Annotated in this window: 17 protein-coding genes; 4 read left to right on the top strand and 13 right to left on the bottom strand. The window is 35.2% G+C overall.

Going from position 1 to position 25,932, the window contains the following annotated elements:
• Positions 1-380 precede the first annotated feature (380 nt).
• The 3 genes from HUW50_RS03895 to HUW50_RS03905 are packed head-to-tail and all read right to left on the bottom strand — an operon-like array spanning position 381 to position 4,865.
• Positions 381-2,015: an AraC family transcriptional regulator gene (locus tag HUW50_RS03895; protein WP_066340156.1), complete on the bottom strand. Its 1,635-nt coding sequence runs from the start codon at positions 2,013-2,015 to the stop codon at positions 381-383.
• The gene (locus HUW50_RS03900; RefSeq protein WP_066340159.1) at positions 2,015-3,835 is read right to left on the bottom strand and encodes a cache domain-containing sensor histidine kinase; all 1,821 of its coding nucleotides are present in this window, start codon (positions 3,833-3,835) and stop codon (positions 2,015-2,017) included. Before HUW50_RS03900 ends, HUW50_RS03895 begins: the two co-directional genes overlap by 1 nt.
• Positions 3,825-4,865, bottom strand: a complete 1,041-nt coding sequence (locus tag HUW50_RS03905) for an autoinducer 2 ABC transporter substrate-binding protein (RefSeq protein ID WP_066340162.1) — start codon at positions 4,863-4,865, stop codon at positions 3,825-3,827. The genes HUW50_RS03900 and HUW50_RS03905 overlap by 11 nt, the downstream gene beginning before the upstream one ends.
• Positions 4,866-5,131: 266 nt before the next feature.
• Here HUW50_RS03905 and HUW50_RS03910 point away from each other — a divergent pair, with 266 nt between their 5' ends.
• From HUW50_RS03910 to HUW50_RS03920, 3 genes are all read left to right on the top strand, one after another.
• Positions 5,132-6,130: a Delta(5) desaturase DesA gene (locus tag HUW50_RS03910; RefSeq protein WP_066340165.1), complete on the top strand. Its 999-nt coding sequence runs from the start codon at positions 5,132-5,134 to the stop codon at positions 6,128-6,130.
• A 118-nt stretch (positions 6,131-6,248) separates the two neighbouring features.
• The gene (locus tag HUW50_RS03915; RefSeq protein ID WP_066340174.1) at positions 6,249-7,370 is read left to right on the top strand and encodes a sensor histidine kinase; all 1,122 of its coding nucleotides are present in this window, start codon (positions 6,249-6,251) and stop codon (positions 7,368-7,370) included.
• Between the two features lie 11 nt (positions 7,371-7,381).
• On the top strand, positions 7,382-7,981 hold the full coding sequence (locus HUW50_RS03920; protein WP_066340175.1) for a response regulator transcription factor: 600 nt from the start codon (positions 7,382-7,384) through the stop codon (positions 7,979-7,981).
• 115 nt (positions 7,982-8,096) lie between these two features.
• Here the strand turns inward: HUW50_RS03920 and HUW50_RS03925 are convergent, their stop codons facing one another.
• The 5 genes from HUW50_RS03925 to HUW50_RS03945 form a co-directional block, all read right to left on the bottom strand.
• Positions 8,097-8,396, bottom strand: coding sequence for a Dabb family protein (locus HUW50_RS03925; protein ID WP_066340186.1), 300 nt, complete (start codon positions 8,394-8,396; stop codon positions 8,097-8,099).
• Between the two features lie 244 nt (positions 8,397-8,640).
• Positions 8,641-10,506, bottom strand: coding sequence for a DUF2264 domain-containing protein (locus HUW50_RS03930; protein ID WP_185653711.1), 1,866 nt, complete (start codon positions 10,504-10,506; stop codon positions 8,641-8,643).
• 57 nt (positions 10,507-10,563) lie between these two features.
• Positions 10,564-11,691, bottom strand: coding sequence for a glycoside hydrolase family 88 protein (locus tag HUW50_RS03935; protein ID WP_066340192.1), 1,128 nt, complete (start codon positions 11,689-11,691; stop codon positions 10,564-10,566).
• Positions 11,692-12,011: 320 nt separating this feature from the next.
• On the bottom strand, positions 12,012-13,028 hold the full coding sequence (locus HUW50_RS03940; RefSeq protein ID WP_066340195.1) for a Gfo/Idh/MocA family protein: 1,017 nt from the start codon (positions 13,026-13,028) through the stop codon (positions 12,012-12,014).
• A 56-nt stretch (positions 13,029-13,084) separates the two neighbouring features.
• Positions 13,085-14,911 carry a heparinase II/III domain-containing protein gene (locus tag HUW50_RS03945; protein WP_066340199.1) on the bottom strand — a complete coding sequence of 609 codons (1,827 nt, stop codon included), beginning with the start codon at positions 14,909-14,911 and terminating at the stop codon, positions 13,085-13,087.
• A 573-nt stretch (positions 14,912-15,484) separates the two neighbouring features.
• On the opposite strand from HUW50_RS03945, the gene HUW50_RS03950 reads away from it, so the two are divergent.
• Positions 15,485-18,955, top strand: coding sequence for a family 43 glycosylhydrolase (locus tag HUW50_RS03950; protein WP_185653712.1), 3,471 nt, complete (start codon positions 15,485-15,487; stop codon positions 18,953-18,955).
• 222 nt (positions 18,956-19,177) lie between these two features.
• On the opposite strand, the gene HUW50_RS03955 is transcribed toward HUW50_RS03950, so the two are convergent.
• The 5 genes from HUW50_RS03955 to HUW50_RS03975 form a co-directional block, all read right to left on the bottom strand.
• The gene (locus HUW50_RS03955; protein ID WP_198165170.1) at positions 19,178-20,026 is read right to left on the bottom strand and encodes a carbohydrate ABC transporter permease; all 849 of its coding nucleotides are present in this window, start codon (positions 20,024-20,026) and stop codon (positions 19,178-19,180) included.
• Positions 20,027-20,044: 18 nt separating this feature from the next.
• On the bottom strand, positions 20,045-20,929 hold the full coding sequence (locus tag HUW50_RS03960; RefSeq protein WP_066340204.1) for a carbohydrate ABC transporter permease: 885 nt from the start codon (positions 20,927-20,929) through the stop codon (positions 20,045-20,047).
• A 63-nt stretch (positions 20,930-20,992) separates the two neighbouring features.
• Positions 20,993-22,291, bottom strand: coding sequence for an ABC transporter substrate-binding protein (locus HUW50_RS03965; protein WP_066340208.1), 1,299 nt, complete (start codon positions 22,289-22,291; stop codon positions 20,993-20,995).
• A gap of 254 nt (positions 22,292-22,545) precedes the next feature.
• Positions 22,546-24,024, bottom strand: a complete 1,479-nt coding sequence (locus tag HUW50_RS03970; protein ID WP_066340211.1) for a response regulator — start codon at positions 24,022-24,024, stop codon at positions 22,546-22,548.
• The gene (locus tag HUW50_RS03975) at positions 24,002-25,789 is read right to left on the bottom strand and encodes a cache domain-containing sensor histidine kinase (RefSeq protein WP_066340214.1); all 1,788 of its coding nucleotides are present in this window, start codon (positions 25,787-25,789) and stop codon (positions 24,002-24,004) included. Before HUW50_RS03975 ends, HUW50_RS03970 begins: the two co-directional genes overlap by 23 nt.
• Positions 25,790-25,932: the final 143 nt, after the last annotated feature.

A 25,932-nucleotide genomic window follows, 5' to 3' on the forward strand; every position in this document is an offset into this window, starting at 1 on the left:
TCCCCCTATCAAATTTTCATTTTATAGCGCAAATTAGTATTAAACGATTAGGAATACCCTTACATTTATTGTAAGCGATTGCTGATTGCGCTTTCTAATTGGGTTACTCTTACTATATAAAACTTCTATTATCAATGGTAGGAGACAAAACTAAGGTATGGGGGAGGATATTAAGAAGTTTGAAAAGGGTTACATCGTAATACTAAAATGTTCAAACTATGTTTATCTTCGATTTTGGATATTTATCAACGATTTTCGGAATTTATCTTCGATTTTCAGAATTTATCTTCGATTTTACAAATTTATCGACGATTTTACAAATTTATCGACAATTCGACAATTCTCACATAAAAAAAGCTTGCGGCACTCCACAAGCTTTTTTACGATGATTTAAAATGAAGTTCACGATACTGGGATGGTGATTGTCCATACCACTGCTTAAAAAGACGGCTAAAATATTTTGTATCTTGATAGCCAAGCTGTGTTGAAATATCATATATCTTCAAATCAGTTGTTCCTAATAGGTCCTTTGCTTTTTCGAGACGACATTTGGTCACATAATCTAAAATCGTCTCACCCGTTTGCGCTTTAAAAAAGTTACTAAAATACGTTGGACTCATAAAAACATGTTCTGCGATTTTTTTTATCGTTATGTTTTCCCCAAGATTTTGATGAATCCATTCTTTTGCACGTTGAATGGGGTCTGACGAGGTCTGCTTCTTCCTAATATCTAGTTTCTCCTTCTGCTGCAATACCCAATGTTTAATACTATCTTTAAGCTGATGAAAATTTGCTGCACGTTTTGTTAACTGAAGAACCTCTGGTAATAGATCTGGTGTTTCTTTAAATATATCGAACTCCATCCATCTATTTACAATCTGAAGGCATAAATAATGGACTGCTTCCTCTATTAATGTTGGTGATTTTAATGTCTCTAGTTCTTGAAAAAATACTTGTAAAGCTTTGATAGTCTCAGCTTCATTTTTTCCCTCTGATGCAGAAATAATTTGTTGCACATGTTTATAAATAGAAGACGTAACATTTTTTGATTGTTGATCAGTAAGATTTTTAAGTAGATCAATCCGAAAAACTTTATTTCCACCATGGATGATTCGGTACTGTTTTAGTGACAGAAGCTGATCCTTTATACTCGTTAATAAAGTTAAGTCTTCAAACATATCTCCTAATGAAATCGAAACAGTATAAGGAGTAGACCGTTGGATCAAATCTTTACAGTCGTAAATGCATTGAATCGTTTTTTTATCAAAATTAGGATCATAGCTTTCCTTATTAAAAAGCAATAACCAATAATGAAGCTTTCCACTTCTCCACCACCAATACATGATATCTGAATCTCCACATTCATTTTCAATGTGTTGTTGAAAAAGAGCTTTAATTTCACGATCCCAGTTTTCAGAAGCATCTAGTTCATTGGCTGAAATGGCAAGTTGATCAACGCTTATATAAACTAATTTATATGTTCCTTTAGGAAACTGCTGGGTCCAATCAAGAAGTGATAAGTCTAATTCATCATTCCAGGTTACTTCACTTAATAATTGAATTTGTTTGGCATATTCTAATTGGGAAGCCTTTTCTTGTACTTCAGTCCACTCGTGTTCTTCTGCCCATTTTTGATAAATTTTATTTTTGACTTCTTCCATTTGTTCAATAAATTGCTTTTTGTCGACAGGCTTGAGAAGATAATTTATTGCTCCTTCACGCATCGCAGTCTGTAAATAGGAAAAGTCATCATACCCGCTAACAATGATGGACGTAAAGGAATTCGTTTTTTTTAATTGGTTAACTAGCTTTAATCCATCCATTTCAGGCATTTGCACATCTGTAATAAGAAGATCAAATATGATCGACTCATTCGTAATGGCGTCAAAGGCCTCTTGTCCATCTGAATACATACCAATGATCTGCCACTCTTCACCACAGGATTGAACTAGCCGTTCCATTCTACGACGAATTCTGTTTTCATCGTCTACAATAATTGTTTTAATCGAAGACATTATTCATCACCATTTCTTACTTGTTTTTTTAAAAGCTGAGGAATTCTGATCATCACCTCTGTACCTTTATCTACCGCACTGTTAATGGTCAATCCATATTGATCACCAAACATCATCACGATTCGTGCATGAACATTTATGATCCCAAATCCTGAATCTCGATTAATCATTGGGTCCTTTTGTAAAAACTCATTCAAATTCTTCAGCTCTTCTTCATTAATACCGGGACCATTATCTCTAACAATCATAATAATATGAGGATCTTTTATTTCGCTTTTTTCATGGATAAAATCGATTTCTATCTTTAGTGCTTTTCTTTTCTGCATACCATATTTAACCGAGTTTTCAACAATTGGCTGCAAAATAAATTTTGGAGTAAAATATACATCATGCTCATAATCATTTTGAATGTTGAATGAAATCCTCTCTTCAAATCGAAACTTTTGCAAGGTTAAATAATCTTCAATATGAAGAACCTCTAGTGAGATCGGAACAATTTTATCTTTATTGCTTAATGAAAAGCGCAGCATTCTGCCTAAAATCGCAACCATATCAACGACTAGCTCTGATTCCCCATCCTCTATTGATGCACCGATTGTTTCTAATGTGTTGTACATAAAATGAGGATTGATTTGTGATTGTAATGCATATAATTCTGCTTCCTTTTGTCGTATTTCAATATGATCATTCTTTTTAATTAAGTCTCTAATTTTACTTATCATTGACTGAAAGCTTGAAGCTAGTACGCCAACCTCATCTTTTGAATCAATCGGGATCTTCACATAAAGATTGCCATTTTCAACATCCTTCATAATCCTACCTAGTAAATTAATTGGTTTTGTTACACTCCAGGCAACAATAATAGAAATCAAGGTTGTAATAACAACGAGGATAAGGAAAATTATGATTGCCACCGTTTTTACGACATCTGTTCCCTCTGTTAAGTAGGTAATTGGAATACTATGAACAAGAACCCATTGTTGTTTTGCAGATTGATTAATGCTAATTAATGTTCGATCTTTCTCAATTGTTGTACGAAAGCTTCCATTTAATATTGGATAGTCATCTATTTCTTCAAAATATGTACCAATTTTCTTCTGAAGTGGATGATAGATGATTTGTCCTTGGTCATCCATTACCCACATCGTTGCTCTTTCTTCTTCATCTAGATCTTGAAGAATCTCTTCAATAAACGTTAACTTAACCGCTAAAAACAACGTACCGAGATTTTCCCGGTTATCAAGGTCAACTATCTCTTTTACTACTAGCATATAAGATGGATCTCCCTCAAACGTCAAGTTGACTTCATTTGGAAGTAAGATCTTAGTGTCCCCCCCTAAATCGTGGGCCTCTCCATACGGTAAAAGGGTATTGTTAAAATCAAATCCTTCATAGGCTACTCTAGTACTTATAAATGAACCATTAGTAGATAATAAAAATGCCCCTAAAATGTTCGTGTTATTACTACCAAGGTATGTCCGAGAAAGAAAGCTTTCTACAGTGAATTGATCTTGAAGCATTGACGATTGATCCTTATATGGATTTGCTCGTAAAACAGCCATCACATCACTAGAGTTGTAAATTAAATTTGGTAAATTCCCTATTTCATTGATTTCATTTTCAATGTTTTTATTTGCCTGATTTAAGAGCCTAGGAACATATTCTCCTACCTGTTCTTCGATTGCCTTTGTATTTTGATAGTAGGTGATATAGCCCAATACAGCCATTGGAATGACAGTGAGAAGAATGTAGGTAATGATTAATTTTGTTTTTAGCTGGAAGTTCTTTAATCTTAACGCTTCCATTAATTTAGAAATCATACTGATCAATATTCTCCTTCGTAAAATCAATGGGTTGTCCCATTATGACTGTGTCTTCTTTTACTCTAACATTCCCTATATTTGAAATATATTGGTTATCACTAATCTCTTGCCCATCTAGTAGTTCCTTTGCAATACTAACTGTTAAATAACCAAGTTTTTTAGGGCTCCATAGTGTGACAACCTGTGCAGAGCCATCTTTTATATATTCCCTCATTAGATTAGGCGTTGATAACCCTACCACTGTAATCTCACCCGATTTGTTAATATCTTTCACAGCTTGAGCAGCTGCTGGTGGACCAACAGATGAACTTCCAATAATCCCATTAATTTCCGGATGCTTATTTAATAGATTCTTTGAAGCGCTATAAGCCTTTTTAGGATCATCATCTGTTTCTACAATATCAACAAGCTTCATATTTGGATAATATTCCTTTTGCTGAACTTTCATCCAATTAATCCACTCATTCAAATTCGCTGCATCGCTAGAGCCAGTTATGATTGCAAAACTTCCCTTTTCATTCACTCTTGATGATAATGTATCCATGATATGACGCCCGACCATTTCTGGATCTACCATATTTATGAACAGCTCTCGAAAGTGAGAATTTGTATCTGAGTCCCAAGTAATCACTCTTATTCCCTGTTTTCTAGCCTCTTTTAAAACTGTTCCTAGCTTCTCAGGATCATTGGCAGAAATAGCTATTAAATCTACCTTTTGCTCAATATACCCATTGATAATAGCTTCTTGTTGCTTCCAATCGGCAATTAATGAGCCTGAGTAAAGAACATTTATTCCTAAATCTTTCCCAGCTTCTTTGACTCCTTCTTCAACTGCATTGAAGTAAGGAATCCCACTTACCTTAGGAATAACAGCAATCGTGTAGTTTTTATGATTTTGAGTTGACTCCGCTTGCTTTTGTTCGTTATGTCCATTATAGATGACTTCATACTCCGTTATTTTAGGTCCAATATTGCACCCGCTTACAATTAAAAGTAAGAAAATACAAAATACAATTCGAAAAAACATGGAATTCTCTCCTAGTTATCAAAAAATTAATATTAATTTATATTATATCAGTTAACAATAAATGTAGGAAAAGTGATTGAAACTTGTTAAATACCTGATATCTTTTTCTATAAAAAGGTATTCTTATCCTTAGCTAATGGACTCTTTACTAATCCTTCCATATTAGATATGACATTTGTCATACCTTGTACATGACACCTATGTCTGCAAAAGTATTGATTATAAGATTATAATTTAATTAACAACTGAGGAAGGGAATTAAAAAAATGTCTAAACAACTACAAAAAAATTTAAGGAAGCAAGTTGCTCCCTATGAAAAAGCAAATATAAAGGACAGTATCCGACAGCTTATTAATACGATAGGACCATTTCTTATTTTGTGGATCCTAGCTTATCAAAGCTTATCAATTTCTTATTTTCTATCATTTGGATTTATCATTGTTGCTGCAGGATTTTTGGTCCGAATTTTCATTATTTTTCATGATTGTTGTCATTTTGCCTTCTTTAAAAATCGGACTGCAAATAAGGTGCTCGGAACAATAACAGGGGTTTTAACCTTATTTCCATATAGTCAGTGGCAGCATGATCATTCAATTCATCACGCAACAAGCAGTAACTTAGACAAACGTGGAACAGGGGATATTTGGGTGCTAACGGTAGATGAATATTTAGCAGAGCCACTTGTTCGTAGAATTGCTTATCGCATTTATCGAAATCCACTTGTTATGTTTGGCATAGGACCAATTTACGAATTTCTAATTAAAAATCGTTTTAACAAAAAAGGTGCAAGAAGAAATGAACGCATTAACACGTATATTACAAATCTTTCAATCGTTGCTTTGGTTACATTTTTTTGTTGGACACTTGGAACACAGTCGTTCCTTTTAATACAAGGACCTATCTTTCTTATTTCAGGTTCTCTTGGTATCTGGCTCTTTTATGTACAACACACATTTGAGGATTCTTATTTTGAGGAAAATAAAGATTGGGACTATGTGAAAGCAGCCGTAGAAGGAAGTTCTTTCTATAAGCTTCCGAAGCTTCTACAATGGCTTACAGGAAATATCGGCTACCATCATGTTCATCATTTAAGTCCAAGGGTACCAAACTATAAACTTGAAGAAGTTCACAATAATACGCAACCATTACAAAATGTTCCTACGATCACTTTAGCAACAAGCTTGAAATCACTAACATTCCGTTTATGGGACACACAAAACAAAAGATTTGTCGGATTCAATTATTTATCTAAAGTTACTAAGTAAATGAGATCTTAGTAAGACACTGAATAAACCCATCATCATGGGCGTTTAATCATTATTTAGATAAAATATGATAAAATGACACTTAAGTTTATGTATCCTAAATAAAGTGGGTTTGATCATGAAAAAAAGATATGCAATTCTTCAAAAAAGCAATGGAATTTCTCCTTATATTTGGGCGTTTCTTAGCATATTGCCGTTTTATTTTATTTTTCAATCTTCATCTACAATTGAAATAATTGTCGGGATAGTTTTGACAATTTTATTTTTCATCACATTTCGATATGCCTTTATTGCAAAAGGATGGCATGTTTACTTTTTAACATGCGTCCTTATTGGTATTTCGTTTACATCGACATATCTTTTCAACTATTTTTATTTTTCTTTTTATATCGCCTATTTTATCGGCAATATGAAGGATCGGTTTCCTTTTATTACTTTGTATATCGTTCACTTAGTCAGCACTGCTGTTTCGATAAACTTCAGCATCGTGCTGCACGAAGAATTACTCTTAAAACAATTGCCATTTGTAATCATTAGTTGTCTTAGTGTGATCTTTCTACCATTCAGTATTTTTAATCGCAAAGAACGTGGCCAACTCCAAGAAAAACTTGAAGATGCAAACAAACGAATTTCTGAGCTCGTAAAAATCGAGGAACGCCAGCGTATCGCCCGTGACCTTCATGATACATTGGGTCAAAAGCTTTCTATGATTGGGTTAAAGAGTGATTTGGCGAGAAAATTAATATACAAGGACCCTGAACAAGCACGAAATGAAATGAAAGACGTTCAACAGACTGCTAGAACTGCATTGAATGAAGTAAGAAAGATGGTTTCACAAATGAGGGGCATCAGATTAGTAGAGGAAATGATCCATATAAAACAGATACTCAAAGCCGCTCAAATTAACTTAGTGACTGATGATAATTTCACCTTAACGAATGTTCCATTGTTAACTGAGAATATTCTTAGTATGTGCTTAAAGGAAGCTGTTAACAATGTAGTGCGTCATAGTGGGGCCTCTACTTGTTATGTCTCCATCGAACAATCGCAAAATGAGACAGTAATTACCGTACGTGATGACGGAATTGGCATTGGAACAAACGAAAATTTCACTAAAGGCAATGGACTTGCTGGAATGAAGGAACGTCTAGAATTTGTCAATGGAACCTTGGACATTCTTTCTCAAGAAGGCACTACTCTATTAATAAAAGTACCAAATGTCGTTAAGCAAACTGATTAGGAGGAGCATTTATGATTCGAATTGTCATTGCTGAAGATCAGCAAATGCTTTTGGGTGCTTTAGGTTCACTACTTAATTTAGAAGATGATATGGAAGTCGTAGGAAAAGCAAGTAATGGCGAAGAAGCCCTCACACTTGTTCAGCAGCATCAACCAAATATATGCATCATGGATATTGAAATGCCTGGAATGACTGGACTTGAAGCAGCTGAAAAGCTAAAAGGTAAAGGTTGTAAAGTTATTATCCTAACAACGTTCTCCCGCTCAGGCTATTTTCAACGGGCTTTAAAGGCCGGTGTCAGCGGCTATTTATTGAAGGACAGTCCTAGTGAAGAGCTAGCTAGCTCGATCCGCAGCATTATGTCAGGAAGAAGAATATATGCTCCAGAACTAATGGATGATGTCTATAGTGAAGAAAATCCCCTTACTGAACGTGAAAGGGAAGTTTTAGAGCTTGTGGCAGATGGCATGAATACAAAAGAAATCGCTGATCAGCTTAGTATTAAAACTGGAACTGTGCGAAATTATATTTCTACGATATTAGAAAAGCTTGATGTAAAGAATAGGATTGAGGCGATTACTCAATCAAAGGAAAAGGGTTGGTTTAAGTAAGGATCGTAAATCCCTAACAATTTAATTAGTTCCCAAAAAAGTTGCTCTCCTCTATTACTAAATGTGGAGAGCAACTTTTTATTTACTTCCGTCTATTTTTTCATAAAGAAATCTATTAAATTTGATAATCTACTACAATGACATTGTCTATAATTCCAGACAATGAAGAAACAAAGTCTTGATGAACTGGATGTGGCTGGTAATCATCAAGCGCTTGCTTATTTTCAAAGGTTACTCGTAACCCCAAAGAATATCCTTGTTTTTGTTCAATTTCTTCTGTTACATTAAATCCTGCCGAGAGCTCTACGATCCCAGGAATTTCCCCTTTAAATGCTAGAAGTTGATTAAGTAGATCTTGTTCTTTTTCAGGCGTGATGTTTTCATTAAATTTAAAAATTACGAGGTGTTCGTACATTTTATCTCTCTCCTTTTCTTTAGTACTTCTCCTTCTACAATACCATAATTATTTGCCCGATAATTGTTAAGGCTATTTTTTAAAAAAAGCTATCAACCTTTAACATGCTAAAGTTCAACTAATTCATGTGCAGTATGTCTTGCTGCTGCAATCCCAACTGTTGTTGGAGCGATGATCGCTTTTAGATGTGTTTTAATTAAAAAACAACACATGTTTATACCATTTTGAAAATTCTAAATTGTTCTTATAGTTTAATACCTTTTATTGAAAATTCAAATTTATCAAAATTCGGTAAATGTACAATTACTTTGTCGCTTTCAATTTCCACACAAGGTGGATTGTTCCATTTATCTTCACTTATCCCTGGCTCGCCAAAAACAGCACTAACTAACCAACTAGTTCCAGGGTCTATTCTTGTTTTTATTGTTGGGATAACAGTACGAGAATTTAGTAGATTGGTATTTGCATTTGGATAGATTAGCTCAGCTTTTCCCTCAGTGCGAAGACTTTTAATTCCGCTTGCACCCCATGAATATCTAACTAAGCATTCATTCTCGTTCTGGACTTTATCAAAATCTGCACGATCTGCATTCTTATTTTCAATCCCTAATGCAAAGCCACCGTCAGCAGCATCCAATAGCCTACTTGTTTTTATACAGTGTATTCGTAAATGCCAAGGAGTACCAGGTATGATCCAGGTTTTTACTTCTACATCATTCCAAGGCTTCCAATACGTGTAGATATAGTTATCTTCTATCAAGTATTCCTCGCAATGTCTTTTGACTCGATAGATATTATCACCTTCACTTAGGGCTAACATTGAATCATAAGCACCTTGCGAAAGCCCCCACTCTGCCCTCGGTACACTAAATCCAAAGAAATTAGAGTAAACAAACTTTTCATATTTGGCAGAAGTGTGTGTATGCTCGTTTGAAGACAGATGCCCCGAGTTAAAAGCTAGAATATGATTTCTCTCATCATCTCTACAAATCACCATGTGTGGCTGCTTTTGAATCACAGTGCTACTTAACTCTGGAAGTGGCTCTTCCTCAGCCTGCCAAAATGGATGTTCAGCATGTAATGCAAGTGGTAAAAACGTTTTCAATGACCAATAAGGCGAACCAGGAGAATTATAGTTTTCAGCCATCACTAGATTCGGATACGTGTAACCTATTGTTAAGATACCAGCATCATTAAAAATAGGTTGGTTAAACCACCAGCGCAAGTTTCTAAGGAGTAGACCTTTCATGACACCTAATGAAAAAGGTTCAATTTCTGCAAAAACAGCAGCACTCCAAAATGCTGACTGGGCAAATCTATATGCTAGACTTCTGCCATACGGTAATGATGAGCCATCTTTTGAAAACCAATAGATAAAATCCTTTGCAAAAGCTTCCGCTCTCATTTTATATCGCTGTGAACGAACGGGATCTTCCACTTCCATCACCTTTGCATAAATGAGACCATAATAATGGATGGCAAACGGGACGTAGTAATCACTGTGCCCGTTTATTCCGTCTGAATACCAGCCATTAGATAAATAGAATTGATCGATTCTATCTAAATTTTTCTCAATTCCTTCTTGATCATATGGAAGCCCGACATTTCTGAGACCCAAATTAACAAGAACCGGAAAGAAGAGCCAATTGCAATCCCAGACTTTACATTGATTTATTTGCTTCAGCCAATTACTTAGATTTCGTTTCTCTTGTTCATTAAGAGGCTCCCAAATCTTCTCAGGTATTAATAGTAGTGCTAAACCAAACACCGCCATTTCTACGATTTTCTGATCATAATCATGGATATCGCCCCAATATTCCTCATGATGAGGATCTGTGCCATTTTTTATTCCTTGGAGGTGACTTTCCCATAATTCATATTCCTTACTTTCTCCGGCTAGAAGAGGAACAAGGCCCCATAACACGCGTGAAAAACCTTCCATTTGAGCAGTCGAATCCGTATAAGCTGCACCAGAACTTCCTAAACTCAAGCCTGCATACCCTTTACTATAATAAGGTTTTAAGGGATCACATATTTGTTTTAATACTTCACTAAGGTCTTCTCTAGTTTTTATTTCATGCTTTGAAAAGGTAGTATGTAAGGTAGGCATTTACTAAATTCACTCCTAATCATTTGTGGATTTTTTCTATTCTTCCATCTAACAAGATTACCAAAATAGCTTTCTATCACCTTTTAAGATAGCAAGTCCTTCTACAAAATAGTAATCACCATATATAAGTGGGACATCAATATTTTTTCCTTCTGGATAATGGCTTGTGCCATGGAGGATTAGCCCATCCTGCTCTGGATTTTCCCAATCACCATAGTTTTTATATAAGGATTTAAGGATTTTCACTCCAGCATCTTTATAGATTTTCTCTTCGGTTGCTGGGACATGCTTAGCAAGTAGTAACAGTCCACATGATGCGATTGCGCCAGCTGAAGAATCACGGTATTTCGTTACCTCCTCTGGAAGCCTAAAATCCCAATGCGGGACATAATCTTCTGGTAAATTGGCGATAAAAAAGTGGGAAACATTTTTTGCCGCTTGTAGATACTTATCCTCTTTTGTATGGTGGAACAATAATGTTAATCCATAGACTGCCCAAGATGCTCCTCTAGACCATGCAGAATCAGGGGCGAATCCTTGCCCACCTAACGCCTCCACTCTTTCACCTGTAACTGGATCAAATCGAATAATATGATGAACAGAGCCATCTTCACGGATAAAGTTTTTGAGTACTGTCTCTCCATGTTTTTTAGCTACTGCACTAAATCTTGGATCACCGGTTTCCTCTGTGGCCCAGAATAATAGCGGCAAATTCATTAAGCAATCAATAATTGCCCATCCTGAATTATCTTCCCCTTCCTGCCATGGATTCCATGCTCGAATATAATTTCCTGATGTATTGAATCTTCCTGCAAGTAAATTAGCGACCAATAGTGCACGTCTTTTTGAATCTTCTTCTCCTAAAAGCTTAAATCTCGCAACACTTGTTAACGTCCACATAAACCCCATGTCATGGTCAAGCCTATAATAATCTGTAATCACACTGTCAAGTCTGTCCTCACATTGTTCAGCTAATTGCTTTATCGACTCATCCTTACTTTCACGATATACTAACCATAGTAAGCCTGGCCAAAATCCTGCAGTCCACCAATGAGGTTCCTCTAATTGGTACGTTCCATTGACACTTGCATGAGGGAAATTGGCTCCAATTTTTTTACTCGTTCTGTCAATCTTTGCTTGAACTTTTTGCCACGCCTCATCTACCCATTCCAAATTGTTCGTCATACCTATCACCTTTCTTCTTTTGTTTTTTGGACTCATACTATTCAATAAATAACATCATTAGAAAAACTTTAATTTTTCTTACGCTCCAATGATAACGGTTTCATTTTATTGTAAGGTTTAGCATTTAATTTAAGAAAGGATAAGAAGCTGTTAATCCATTTTATTAGATACTACTTAATAGTCATATCTATAACACTATTTTTGTTAAATATAAGACTCTATTTTTTTCTTAAAAGAGAACCTTCTGCCTTCTTAAACTGTAGCAGAGAGGCCCAATTAAGTAAAAAATAAATAACTCTCATTTATCCTTTTTAAAAAACTTATAATAAAATCTTCTTCCCCGTTTTTGCACTTTCCACTGCACCAAAAACCATCTCCATGCTTTTTATGTTATCACTACAATCGGTTTCGGCTAGACGATTTTCTTCAAGAGAGGCAAACATTTCATCTAGACAGCCCCAATGTCCTTCTTGTCCCTCCCAATTGCTCTGTACTTCTTCGGTTTTAATCGGGTCTATGAAATCAGTTGGTTGAGAATGATCAATCACTTCATAGACTGGTAAACGATTACCATCCCAGCGTGCACTACCCTTGCTCCCTGTAACACGCCAATCAGCTTCCCATGAAGTTTGCATTCCTATTGCACACCAAGAGCCACGATAGGTAAATACAGAGCCATCATTCATTTCAAAAATACAGATAGCTGATGCGTTACCGTTGTACCAAGATCCAGGTGGATTATATTCATGACAGTAAACCGATATTGCATCAGCACCAGTAATAAATCTGGCCTGATCAAATGTATGAATAGCCATATCGACGATAAGGGGATTGTCCATCACATCTCGAAATCCTCCAAAGTGTGGGCCGAGGAAAAAGTCTGCGTGGATCGAGCCCACTTTACCTATTACTTCACTTGACAATAAGTGTTGAAATGCACGAATTTGTTTTAAATATCTACGGTTTTGCATGACAGAATACTTTTTTCCTGTTTTTTGAGACATATGTAATACTGCTTTAGCATCTTCTAGAGATTCTGCCATCGGTTTTTCACCAAACACATTGCACCCTGCTTCAAATGCTGTCGTTACTATGTGTTTATGGGCAGCAGGAATAGTTACATCAAATACAAGATTGGCATTTGTTTCCTTAATCGCTTGTGATAAATCAGAGAAAGCAGGGACATCTAAGCTTCGACGCTCTGCCATACCTCTCGCAGCATCAATATTCACATCAACTAATCCTACAATTTCAGCATTTTTACGGCTTTCAGCGTAATCCAACCATGTGTTTGACATACCACCACAACCTGCCACCACTATTTTATGTTCTATCATGTTACTACCACCTTAATGATTTAAGTTTTAATCGCTTAGTACGATTCCATTTCATCCTAAAGCAACTGAAATACAAATTCTACACAACATGTATTATCCGGCTTTTTCACAGAAAAATCCAAAATAAGTAGATCTTCTCTTTCACCAAAATGATTTAAAAATTCATTCTCACTTATCACTAAATTTAATTGCTTGCGGTTAAATTTTAATTTCACTTTTTGATTTCCTTCCAGAATGACTCCTTCCTGGTCTTCAGTAATTTGAAGTACAGGTGTGATAAATCTTTCAACTATTGATTCTGGATTTTCAGTGAACTGAAAAGTGTCTGTCAAAATTAGCTCTGGTTTCTTATTTTTTATCAACGTAAATCTTCGCGTTAACGTTTCTAATAATGCAATGTTATATGCGTTTGTCATATTCATTTCCACTATATCTATATCCTGCTCTATTGCTACCTCTGTAATTGTTGCGTTGTGAGAAATTCCCTCAGCCTGAAATTGATTATTTATGATTGGAACAGAGTGCCCCTGTGAGCCATTACAAAAAATAGTATAGCGGTCTTCACCAAAGTATGCATCACTGTATAACCCACTACCTAAATCTTTAAAGAATGTTTCACCATTTTTTTGTAAGATAAAATGACCAATATCATTATGATTATGCGGCTCATCATTGTGACCACCTTTACAAGCAAAAACATAGGGATCATTTCTAGAAATAAACCATTGTGAGTCACTAAGAAAATATGTTTTATCGTGCCAAGGCCTCCCCTCAATTTGTTCATTAAACCAGAGTAAATTTCTGAACGCTGGCGCCCATCGACTACAATGATCTTCAGTATATGGAGCACGGAGTCCTTTTTCAGGGACTTCAATGTCATGAAAAATCTTTTTTAAATAATGACTAATACCTAAAAATACTGTTGCCTGTTGATTAGAATCAGAAAAATTAACAACTTGATTTTTATGGATAAAGCATTTTTGTTGGAAAAGGGCAATTTGATGTACTTTTTCTGAATCAAACAAATCAATTTCGCCTGCTGTTTTTTTCTTCAATAAATCAGCAAAATAAACATAAAAACCAAAACCATATTGCCAATATCCATACCCTTCCATGCATGCACCATCATCGTTAAACCCTTTTAAATAATATCCCATGCTACTAAGAACACGTTCTAAAATGACTGAAAGGATTTCTTCATCTTCAATTAAATGTATTGCAGCTGAACCAATCGATCCTGCACAAACAGATGCCCAGTTATGTGTTGAAGTTTCCCAACCAAATTGTGGTTGATTAATAAATGGAAATAATACTCTTCGATAGACTTCCTCTTGGATTCGTTTTTGTATTAAAGGATCAAGAATGTTCTTTGTTAAAGTTAACATTTCACTTAGTGTAAATGCTGTTTCAGCAGCAAATAAATCGATTGAATAACTAGACTGTTGTATCGATTGAATCGAAACATCCATATCAGTTGCCATTTCAGGACTATTCTTTAAATGAGCAGGTAAACACCATGTATATTCATTACATATTGACCAAATCGTATTTTCTAACTGTTCTAAGTAATTTGGATGATTTGGTTCAAGCAAAGCCATAAGGGCAAATGTATTTAACCGTCTTCTTTTTGCAAAATAAACCTTTTCGTACTCAAGACGGGAACCTATTTCTCTAAAAATAGTAAAGTTTGAAAATGTTAATTCTTTATCAGGTTCAAAGAGTAGTCTTTCCGCCTCAGCCCTAATCTCTTCAAGTAAGGGCTGATATGAAGTTTTATCCTTAATTGAATGAAACCAAATGTCCTGCTCCTTTTGGTTTGAAAATAAAAGAGAAACATTCTTTCCATAAATTAATTTTTTTATTTGGTCAGACTTTATATACAAGTTCAAATCCACCTCATTCGTATTCAAAAGTATAGTTAATTTCACTAGAAAAAAAGTCGAAGAAATGAAGGACGTTTCAAAGGTGAAACTACTCCTTACATTCTTTCGACGATTCTCGTATGATGAAATGTGTATCTATTAACTTGCCTTTTTTATTCGTTTTTCCCCATTATATTATCAATGGTCTTAATTCTAATTCAATTTCACGGTCCCCTCTTTTGAAACCGGTTGCAATTAAACTATAAACCTTCTAGAAATTCTTGTCAAATGATCTTCTCAGCATTGAGATTTTTAAAGCCTCATACTTAATAATGCAGTTTCATTTTACATATTGACAAAACGACTAAAAAAAAGTATATTGAAACCGGTTGCAGTTATTTGAAAATTCTAAAATAACCAACCTCCCCCTCTTTTGAAAAATAGTATCACTAAAGTAATAACTTCTCACCTCAAGAATGACACACCAAACATCTGCTTCTTGTTGAATCTATTTACATAAATCTTCCTTCTCACTACAAGAAGCATAGTAAATTTCAAATCTATCAATATCAAAAACAATAAGGAGGTATGCACTTGTCTAAGGTAGTAAAAGTTATTTCACTATTACTGACAGTATTAATTCTCGTATCGTCTACTTATTCAATCACACCAGCATTTGCAGCAAGCGCAAAAGGGAATACAACAGGATTTTCTGATCAAGAACTTAAGGATAATAATTATATCCTCTACTTTGTGAATGCAGGTGATCCAACTCCTGCTACTGCTGAAGGAACCGATAAAATAGGTCTCTATGCCAGCAAAACGGAGCAGATGTATGACGCTGACCCTGTTACAGGAAAAAAATGGGGACTGGTTACCACGACAAGCAATACAACTGTCAATAATCCAGCCGACAAAAATGGATCTTTAAGATATTATAACGGCCCTCAAATACGTGAAAAGGCATTAAAATACAAGTTTGAATTACCTGATGGTGAGTATGACCTTACTTTAGGTTTCAAGAATCCGTGGAGTGGTCGAAGTATTAATATTATTGGCGAGGGACAAAATCTATCAAATGGAGATTATGATATTGGAAGCTATTCCGCTGAAAAAGAGGTTACCTATCAACAGGTTTCAGTAACGGACGGAGAATTGGATGTTAACATTCAAGGACCAGCAACAGCTAGTTTAACAAACTATAATGACCCTTTAGTTAATTACATCATTGTCCGAAAGTATATAGTCATACCACTCTCTGATTTAGAGGGCGAAATTAATACCGCAAAAATTGAAGCTGAGAAGACAGATACTTATACTAAGGTTAGCTTAGATGCACTTAATACCACGATCGAACAAGCTGAGGCATTGGTTAAAGAAATCAATGACAATAACTTGGATATAAACAAAAAAGAAATACAGACGGAAATTCGTGCAGCAATAAAGAACTTGGAAACAGCAATAACAGGACTCGCACTAAACATTCCAAATGAATCCTTTAAACCAGGGCAAGTATGGAGAGATACGAACGGTGCCGACATCCAAGCCCATGGCGGTGGGATCATGTACGATGAAGAAACTCAAAAATACTACTGGTATGGTGAAGATAAAACAAACGGTTATCTTCCAGCAAGAGGTGTTAGAGTTTATTCCTCTACAGATCTTTATAATTGGCAGGATGAGGGTCTTGCATTAACCGCAATTGAATCAATGGCACAATTTGAAACAGATCCATTGATTTCGAAACTTTATGAAGGAAGAACAGATAAAGCAGATATCTTAAATGATATTGGCACAGACCGAGTCATTGAAAGGCCTAAAGTCATTTATAACGAAAAAACGAAGAAATATGTCATGTGGATGCACACAGATGGTCCTTCAGAAACATCAACTGCAATGTATGCAAAAGCTGAAGCTGGTTATGCATTAAGTGACTCACCAACAGGTCCTTTCATCTACCAAGAAAGCAACCGAATGGATCGTGCCCCTGAAGATGCAGAATATAATGGCCAGCCTAATCAACCCGGAATGGCGCGTGATATGAACCTATTCAAGGATGATGATGGTACAGCTTACCTAATCTATTCTAGTGAAGAAAACATGACGATCTATATTTCAAAACTAAATGAAAGTTATACAGATGTAGTTGGTTGGCATAGAGATGGAAATGTTGAACGTGATTCGACTTATAAAGCAGTATATGGTGAGGATTACGTAAGGGTATTTCCTGGCGCACAACGTGAGGCACCTGCAATGTTCAAATATAATGGTAAGTATTATATGATCACATCAGGCGCAACAGGATGGTCACCTAACCCAGCAAGATATACAGTTGCCGATGAAATCTTTGAAGAATGGAAGCCATTACGTGATCCAGCTGTTGGGGAGAAATCATCCACAACATTTGATTCACAAAGCACGAATGTCATCCCTGTCGACCCAGAAAAGGGGAAATTTATTTTTATGGGTGACAGATGGAATTCAAGCAATTTAAAGGATTCTCGTTATGTATGGCTTCCTATTGAGTTTGGTCAAGATGATGAAATTATTTTACAATGGTATGACGAGTGGAAGGTGGATATTTTAGACAGAATGGGAAAAGTAACAATCAACACTGAATTACCCGAAAAGGTAGCTGTAGACCAAGTGCCTAAACTACCGAATGTTATTCAGGTTACAAATTCAGAAGGAAATCAATTGGAAACGCCGGTATCATGGGGAATCAATGCTGAAGATTTTTCAAAACCTGGCACTGTTGTAGTTGAAGGTACACTTTCTGAATTAGCCAATAAGGTTATTAGGACAAAAATACTTGTCATTCCTGATCATGTAAGATATTTTGTCCATGCTGGTGGTGCTGAAACCAGTGATTATAAGATATGGTCTTCTTATATGCAAGAAACACTTCTCAACAAAGAGATCATCGATCAAAAGTATAACCCAGAGAATGGGCAATCATGGGGATTTGTAGGAGATCGTACGAAACCAGCCGGCAGTGAAGGTGGAGATCTATTTTCTGCACTAAGATACCTACTAAGCGGCTCTGGAGATGACCTTTCTTATAAATTTGATTTAGAAAATGGAAAATACACAGTTTATACAGGGCTTTATGACCCTTGGTATACTTCCACGAGAGGAAGTAGAAAAGCGGATATTTTACTGAATGGTGAAACCAAAACAAAAGGATACGTCTTTACAGATTCATATGACGTCCTTGGCTACAAAAATGTAAACATTACGGATGGAAAGCTTGACCTTACTGTTCGTAGAGTACAAGGTTCTCCTGATCCTCAAATCAGTTGGATCATGATTGTTGAGGAGGATACAACAGCACCTACTGGAGATTTTACAATTAACTCTGGAGCAGAATTCACAAATGACCAAAATGTTACTCTATCCTTTAATGCTGAAGATGATTTAAGCGGAGTGAATCAATCTCGCTTTTCCACTGACTCAGAGAATTGGACTGAATGGGATCAATTTGCTTCATCGAAAGATATTGTTTTACCTTCTGGTGATGGTGAGAAAACTGTATTTGTTCAATTTAAAGACAAAGCTGGAAACATAAGCACTGCCTATCAAAAACAAATTATATTAGATACAACAGCCCCGGTGATTGAGTTCTCAGGGAATAAGGAAACTTATGAAGTAGATTCAAAGGTCGCCATCTCCTGTCTTGCTGTTGATAAATTATCAGGAATCGCTACTGCGAAATGCCCAAGCATTGAAGGTTCGGCATATACTTTCACCATTGGTGAAAATAAAATTTCAGCTACAGCAACTGACAAAGCTGGAAACACGGTAGAAGTTGAAACGACTTTTACTGTTACTGTTGACTTTGACAGTTTAAGCAATTTAACAGAAAGTTTTGTAAATCAAAAGGACATCGCTCATTCTCTTAAAACAAAACTTTTATCTGCTAAAGATGCAGCTGAGCGAGGCAATACAGAAGCAATGGAAGGCAAAATCAAAGCTTACATTAACCAGGTATCTGCTCAAAGTGAAAAATCAATTTCAAATGAAAATGCTGATTTATTGATTTCTTTAGTAGATAAACTTAAATAATTCTATTTAGAGTAATTGAGAGGGGCTTTAGAGCCGAAACCCCTTTCACATTTTCTAAAAAAATATGAACCATAAAAAAAGCCATCAAGGTGCTGTAATTCTACTTTTAATCTATGTTTTCGATTAAAAGAGAAGTTATGGCACTGATGGCTTTTTCTGTATTAGCTTTAAAATATGAATTCCCATTAATTTAGGAGAACGATTCCACACTACAGGTTTCTCTTATCCCTTAACAGCTCCACTCGTCATCCCCTTCATAACAAGTTTATTTAAAAATAGATACAATAACAGGGTAGGAACAACTGCTAATGAAATTGACGCAAAGATTGGTCCCCATTGCTTTTGTCCATATTCTCCTGTAAAGGAATTTAAACCTGTTTGAATGGTTCTGAGTTCTGTGTCACTTATAAACGTCATGGCAAAGATTAAATCGTTCCAAACAAAGAAAAACTGAACTAATGCAACAGTTACAATTGCATTTGAGACGATAGGTATTGCTATCTTAAAAAAGATTTGATAAATGCTAGCACCATCCATAACTGCCGACTCAATGACCTCATTTGGAAGTGCTTTAAAGTAACTAGAGAACATTAAAATTGTTAATGGCAGACCAAATGTTGTATACACAAGAATAAGTGACCATAAACTATTTAGTAATCCTGTCTTAAAAAAGATTGTAAACAATGGAAGGAGCACAATTTGTACTGGAACCATTATCCCTGCTGTAAACAGTAGCATCACACCTTTACTCCATTTCCAGCGCATTTTTTCGATGGCAAATGCAGCACCTGCTCCCAAGAAAATTATTAAAAACAACGCTGGGAAAGTGGCGATAATACTATTTTTAAAATACATACCCATATTCCCTATGTTCCATGCATCCAGATAGTTTTGTAAATGAAAGCCTTCTGGCAATGCATACATTGGATTTGCACTGAATTCATCTGGTCCTTTTATTGAAGATAACAGCAACCATATAATAGGATAAACTTCCACTAATAGTAAGACGAATATGGCAAGTTTACCTAGTAACATACCGATACTATTTGTTTTTCCAGATAACTGATTCACTTTATTCCCCTCCTCGTGTTAAGCCGCATCATTTTTTGCAAATTTGAAAACTATTAAAGTTATAAGAAGAGATAATAGCAATAGAAATACCGCTATAGTACTTCCATATCCATATTGGTTATACGTAAATGCATTGTTATACATATAAATAGATAATGTAGTGGTACTATTTCCTGGTCCACCATTTGTTAACGCAACTGCTGATTCAAAGACTTTAATTGTTCCATTTAGACTAAATACAATTGCCGAAATTAAGACTGGCTTTAATAAAGGTAAGACAATAAATTGTGTCAATTTCCAGCCCTTTGCACCATCTAATTTTGCAGCTTCAAGAACGTCTTCTGGAATATCAACTAACCCGGTAAAAAGAATAACAGCGTAAAAACCTAATGACTTCCAAATATCCATTGTAACAAGTACCCAAAATGCCGTATCTCCTTGACCAAGCCAAGGCTGAACTAACGTTTCCAAGTTTAAAAAAGTAAGTAAACTGTTTACTAATCCCATCTGAGGAGCAATTTCGAAGAGTTTTGCGAACAATTGAGATACCGCTACAGCAGGAAGAACTACCGGAAAGAAAATGAGTGTTCGAATTAAAGTAGAGTAACGCTTAATATAAAATACAAATAATAGTGCAAGACATAAACCTAATATAACCTGTCCAGCAGAAACAAAGACCATATATTTAAGTGAAAGCCACAAACTTGAAAGGAAATCACTGTCTTTAAATAAATTTAAGTAATTGTCTAACCCAACAAATTCGAAACCACTAATTGGTGATCCTTCATAGAATGTATATATTGTAGACCACACTGTAGGGATTAGGAGAATAACAGTGTATATTAATAATGCTGGTCCAACTAATAAGAGAATTGCCTTGCGATCTCTTAAAATTTTATCCATACTCTTTCACTCCTAACTAGCTTTAAGGTAACAGGAAGGTTCGAAATCGAACCTTCCTAGTTCTTATTTTGACGCATTTTTTAATGATTCTTCTAATTTAGACATGTATTCTTCTGGAGTAGTTCCCTCATTAAGTAGGTTTTGAGCTCCATCTTCAGATACTGTTTTTGTTTTTGGATCAAAATATCCTTCGAACCAAAGTGCACCATTTTCAATTTCATTTACTTTTTCTAATGTCGTTTTTGTTAATTCACTAACATTTTCAGGCATATTCTCAACTTTGAAGCCGGAGATTAATCCACGTTCTGCTATTGCTTTATCACCGTAGTTTGAGAATACATGCTTCATCCATTCTCCAACTTCCTCGTTATATTTATCTTTCGAGAATGAAAGTGTTAGTCCCGCATTCATGGAATATTCATCTAATGTACCTTTACCACCTTCAACAAGTGGAATATTGAAAAACCCTACATTATCAACACCAATTTTATTTAAATTCTCATCATTAAATTCGTTAAGTGCCCAGCTTCCCATATAGTACATTGCTGCATTTCCTTGAAGGAATGTATTACTTGCTGTGTCATAATCAATCGTATTAACACCTTCACCGAAATATCCTTTAGCATTCATATCTTGTACAAGTGTAGCAGCTTCGATAAATCCTTCATCCGTAATACTTAGTTCACCTTTGCTAACTCGTTCCATAACATCCGCACCGTATAGACGCATAACATAACCATTAATCAAACGAGTAATTGGCCATTTTTCTTTACCAGCAACTGCAAATGGTTGAATTCCTTTTTCCATAAATACTTCACTAGCAGCGAGCATTTCATCCCATGTAGTCGGAACTTCTAAGTTGTTTTCTTCGAACAGTTTTTTGTTATACCAAAAGCCTTCTATATTTAATTCAACAGGTAACGTATAGAGACCACGGTCACCACTTAATGTTTTTAATAAATTAACTGCACCTGGATTTAATTTGTCATAAATGCCTAGATCGGTAAATGTTTTTTCTAGGTCAAGTAATTGATCATTATCAATTAGGTCTCCTAACTGATTAGATTCAAACTTGAATAATTCTGGTAAATCATTACTAGCAGTTAACAACTGAATCTTTTGCATTAAATTCGCTTGCAGGACAGTCTCAATTTCGATATTTGTTTTTCCATATTCTTCAGTAAGGCCCATAACAACGCTTGCATCCGACTCATCAGCAGTGTCTTCTGAGATAAATTTGAGTGTCTGAGTTCCCTCTTCTCCATCACCAGAAGAACTAGAATCATTATTTTGACTACTACAACCAACTATTGAAAAAAGTAATACAATAGATAATAAGATTGATAAAGCACTTTTCTTCATAATATTCGCCCCTTTAATTATGTTATTTTTCTTTTAGAACTTCTCTAAGCCCTTACCTAAATTCTATCTATTCTAAAGCTAAAATGTAAGCGCTTGATTTTTCAGGTAATGTCCGTATTTCTCAGATAATTCTTGAAAACTCGCTAATTAATACTGACATTTAGATCAGAGTATTTTTACAACTCTTTTGCGATATATGAAAAAAAATGAAATTCCCGTAACGGAATTTCATCAATAAATTAATAGTTAAAACTTTATTTATTTTCTTTAAATTGTCCTGGAGTCATGCCAGTATATTTTTTAAACACCTCAGAAAAGTGCCTATAAGTAAGATATCCTACCTTCTCACTAACCTCTGATATTTTTTGACCTTCTTTAAGCATTACCTTAGCTTTTTCCATTCTGCATTTTGTTAAATATTTAATGTAGGTAAGCCCCATCTCTTCCTTGAATAATAAACTGAAATAGTTTGGATTCATGCCGACAAGATCTGCTACTTCTTGTAGTGTTATATCTTGATGGTAATTCTTTTCCATGTATTCCTTGGCTTTTTCAACAGCTTTATGTTTATTTGATTTTTTTGAGGAATTTATTAATTCTATCATCATTTCCATTTGGCTGTATAACCAAGTAGTCATTTCTTCTCTTGTATTTAACTCACGAATATCCTTTTGAGGATAGTAACCTGTTTGCTGTGTTTCCTCACCTGTTTCTTTTACAACTTCCATACCAAGATATACTAGCTTTAAAAACTCACTTTCCATCATATCAGGGTTTAACTTTTGTGAATCGAGCCATTGAATATATTTGTCCAGCTGCCCAAGTAGCCCTTCTTTATTACCAGTCCGCATATAATACAAGATAGCTTCCTCTTGTGCTGATAGATCCTCTGGAATCTTATTGTTTTTCCCAACCTCTTCAAATCTTGTCCAACCCTTACTATCTAAAAATCGTCCGTACCTTAAAGCATGTAGAGCCTCCCGATAGCTTTTAGATATATCAGTAATATTCAAATATGTCTGCCCTGATCCAATTGTAACTTCTTCCTGTTCACTCCATTCTATTAAAAGTTCTGATAACTGCTCAGGGTTATTTTCAAAATGGAATAACACTAGTATTTGTGTTGTTCCATTCCAAACTGGAACAGCTTTAAAAGAAGCATTAAGTTGTAAGGAGGGCCTTTCACCCGAGATAGCGATGACAGTAATTCCGATTACTTGCTTTGCCTCATCTCCAAAAGATTCTCTCCATCTCGTTATAGCTTCTTTCCCTTCAAGCAATAAATCTAACGTGGCTTTTTGAAGCAATTCCTGGCGATTTCTATCCCATCTTAATCGAAGCTCAGACATTTCTTTTTCCTGATTGATTCGTAGAGTGATTTTTTGCAAGGCTTCTTCAATCATCGGAATCGTAATTGGTTTCTCTAAATAATCAATTACCCCTAATCTTATCGCTCTCCTTACATACTCAAATTCATTAAAGCCGCTAAAAACAATGCATTTTGTCTCAGGAGCCTCTGCCAAAACCTTTTCGATTAACTGTAGACCATCTATACCTGGCATTCTAATATCGGTAAAAATAATATCTGGATGCTCGGAATGAAAAAGAGATAAAGCTGAATTTCCATCCTTAGCTGTTCCAACAAGCTCCATTCCGTACTTCGACCAATCAATCATTTTTTTTAATCCTTCAATTACAATGAATTCATCATCAAATATTGCGACTTTCAGCATCTCTCATCCATCTCCCTTCTTTAGGATTGAAGCGAATTTCAATTTTAGTCCCTTTATTTACCTCGCTTTTAATTGTTAGTGAACTAGTTGGTCCGTAGTAAATCGTTAAACGTTCGCGAACATTTCCTAGACCATAGCCTTGCTCAATCATAGCCATGTCTTTTATCCCAACTCCATCATCTTCTACTGTAAAAAGAATGAAATCCGACTCTTTACTGCCTGTAACACGTATCATACCCTCTCCAACTTTTGGTTCTAACCCATGATAGATGGCATTTTCTACAAGCGGTTGAAGTAAAAGCTTTAATATTTCTTGATCCATTAATAAAGGGTCAACTTCTTGAATATAAGTGAATCGATCACCATACCGAATATTTTGTATCGTCATGTAATGCTCAATATGCTTAAGCTCCCTATAAAGTGGTATGATCTCTTTACCTTTATTTAAAATAATTTTAAAGCTTTCAGATAAAGAGACAGCCATTTTTCCAATATCTTCGTGATTATGAATCATCGCCATCCAATAGATTGAATCTAGTGTGTTATAAAGAAAATGTGGATTGATTTGAGCTTGTAAAACTCTTAGCTCAGTTTCTCTCTCTTTTAATTGAGAACGAATAAGACGTTCACTTAAGTCTTTATTTTCGGCTGTCATTCGTTTAAAGGTTTCACCAATAGCACCAACTTCATCGTCATGAAACGTTTCATTAAATTCACTAGAGCCCTTTGCCCATGCTACCATCATTTTCTTGATTCGGAGCAAGGGACGAGTTATCGTATCTGACAAAATTACTGAAAGTATGACAGCACTAATTGAAATTAATAATGCAATTAATATCGTAACTGCTCTAATTTGGTGTGGCTGTTTTAATAATTCCTGCTCTTTAATGAAATAAGCAAATGTCCAGCCAGTTGTTTCATTTGTATAGTGGCTAACAACATAATCTTCTTCCTGCTTCTTCTCAAAAATAAAAGGTAAATCTTTTCCAACTACCTCTTCATAGTAGGAGGGGGTAGATGCATAGACTGTTTTCATTTCATTTGTTGTGGCATCTAAAATTAAATATTCATTGTTATTTGTTTCGTTCATCATTTCTGAAAACAATGATTTATTGATATTCACTATTAATAATCCAATTGTTTCTTGTTGACTCGAAGTTGGATTTCGTAATAATTTAACCGAAGAAAATGTATTGTTCCAATTTAACTCCTCTAAAACATTATCAGAAAAGAAAAGTTCCTTCCCCTGTGCTTCTACTGCTTTATTGTACCAATCACTTTCTATTATTTCTGAACGCTTATTCTCTCTTTCATAACGTCCAGCATCATCAGAACGACCGTAACACACTGCTCGAAAGTAATTATCAAACAAACAAACGGAATCAATGTATTTTTGCTCGACTACATAATCGGACATGATTTGTTGCAAGCGGCTTGACATATTTAATTTTAGCGCTTCCTGTTCCATGTCTGAAATGGATCCGCTTTCAATTAGTTGTTGACGCAAATCTTTATTCGATAAAATATATCGTTCCATATTAATCACATTACGCAACAAAAAATCTGCCTTTTCACTTGTCGTTTTTAAATGAGTTTCATTCGCTTGTAAATGATTTTCTATTAACGTATCTTTAGACGTATTATAAGAAACAACACCTACTATGAAAATAGGTGGTACTGACAGAGCGATCATAACTGCAAGAAAACGATTTCTGATTTTTTTAATTCGAAAGAATAGAAAAAACTTGTGGAATTTATTTCTCATATACTGAACCTACCTTTTGCGAGTACTGCTGAATAGAATTACACTTCATATAAAGTTAAATCAAAATACCTATTTTGTATAATGGAGATCATTTCATAAAGTTCCAAAATTTCACAAAACAAAAATATACAATCAAAAAACCA

Source organism: Metabacillus sp. KUDC1714, from assembly GCF_014217835.1.
GTDB lineage: Bacteria > Bacillota > Bacilli > Bacillales > Bacillaceae > Metabacillus > Metabacillus rhizosphaerae.

Excerpts from the sequence above, each read along its gene's own strand:
- HUW50_RS03900 (WP_066340159.1), bottom strand. The coding sequence starts at position 3,835 with ATGATTTCTAAATTAATGGAAGCGTTAAGATTAAAGAACTTCCAGCTA.
- HUW50_RS03910 (WP_066340165.1), top strand. The coding sequence starts at position 5,132 with ATGTCTAAACAACTACAAAAAAATTTAAGGAAGCAAGTTGCTCCCTAT.
- HUW50_RS03925 (WP_066340186.1), bottom strand. The coding sequence starts at position 8,396 with ATGTACGAACACCTCGTAATTTTTAAATTTAATGAAAACATCACGCCT.
- HUW50_RS03975 (WP_066340214.1), bottom strand. The coding sequence starts at position 25,789 with ATGAGAAATAAATTCCACAAGTTTTTTCTATTCTTTCGAATTAAAAAA.
- HUW50_RS03930 (WP_185653711.1), bottom strand. The coding sequence starts at position 10,506 with ATGCCTACCTTACATACTACCTTTTCAAAGCATGAAATAAAAACTAGA.
- HUW50_RS03935 (WP_066340192.1), bottom strand. The coding sequence starts at position 11,691 with ATGACGAACAATTTGGAATGGGTAGATGAGGCGTGGCAAAAAGTTCAA.
- HUW50_RS03970 (WP_066340211.1), bottom strand. The coding sequence starts at position 24,024 with ATGCTGAAAGTCGCAATATTTGATGATGAATTCATTGTAATTGAAGGA.
- HUW50_RS03920 (WP_066340175.1), top strand. The coding sequence starts at position 7,382 with ATGATTCGAATTGTCATTGCTGAAGATCAGCAAATGCTTTTGGGTGCT.
- HUW50_RS03915 (WP_066340174.1), top strand. The coding sequence starts at position 6,249 with ATGAAAAAAAGATATGCAATTCTTCAAAAAAGCAATGGAATTTCTCCT.
- HUW50_RS03895 (WP_066340156.1), bottom strand. The coding sequence starts at position 2,015 with ATGTCTTCGATTAAAACAATTATTGTAGACGATGAAAACAGAATTCGT.
- HUW50_RS03940 (WP_066340195.1), bottom strand. The coding sequence starts at position 13,028 with ATGATAGAACATAAAATAGTGGTGGCAGGTTGTGGTGGTATGTCAAAC.
- HUW50_RS03960 (WP_066340204.1), bottom strand. The coding sequence starts at position 20,929 with ATGGATAAAATTTTAAGAGATCGCAAGGCAATTCTCTTATTAGTTGGA.
- HUW50_RS03905 (WP_066340162.1), bottom strand. The coding sequence starts at position 4,865 with ATGTTTTTTCGAATTGTATTTTGTATTTTCTTACTTTTAATTGTAAGC.
- HUW50_RS03965 (WP_066340208.1), bottom strand. The coding sequence starts at position 22,291 with ATGAAGAAAAGTGCTTTATCAATCTTATTATCTATTGTATTACTTTTT.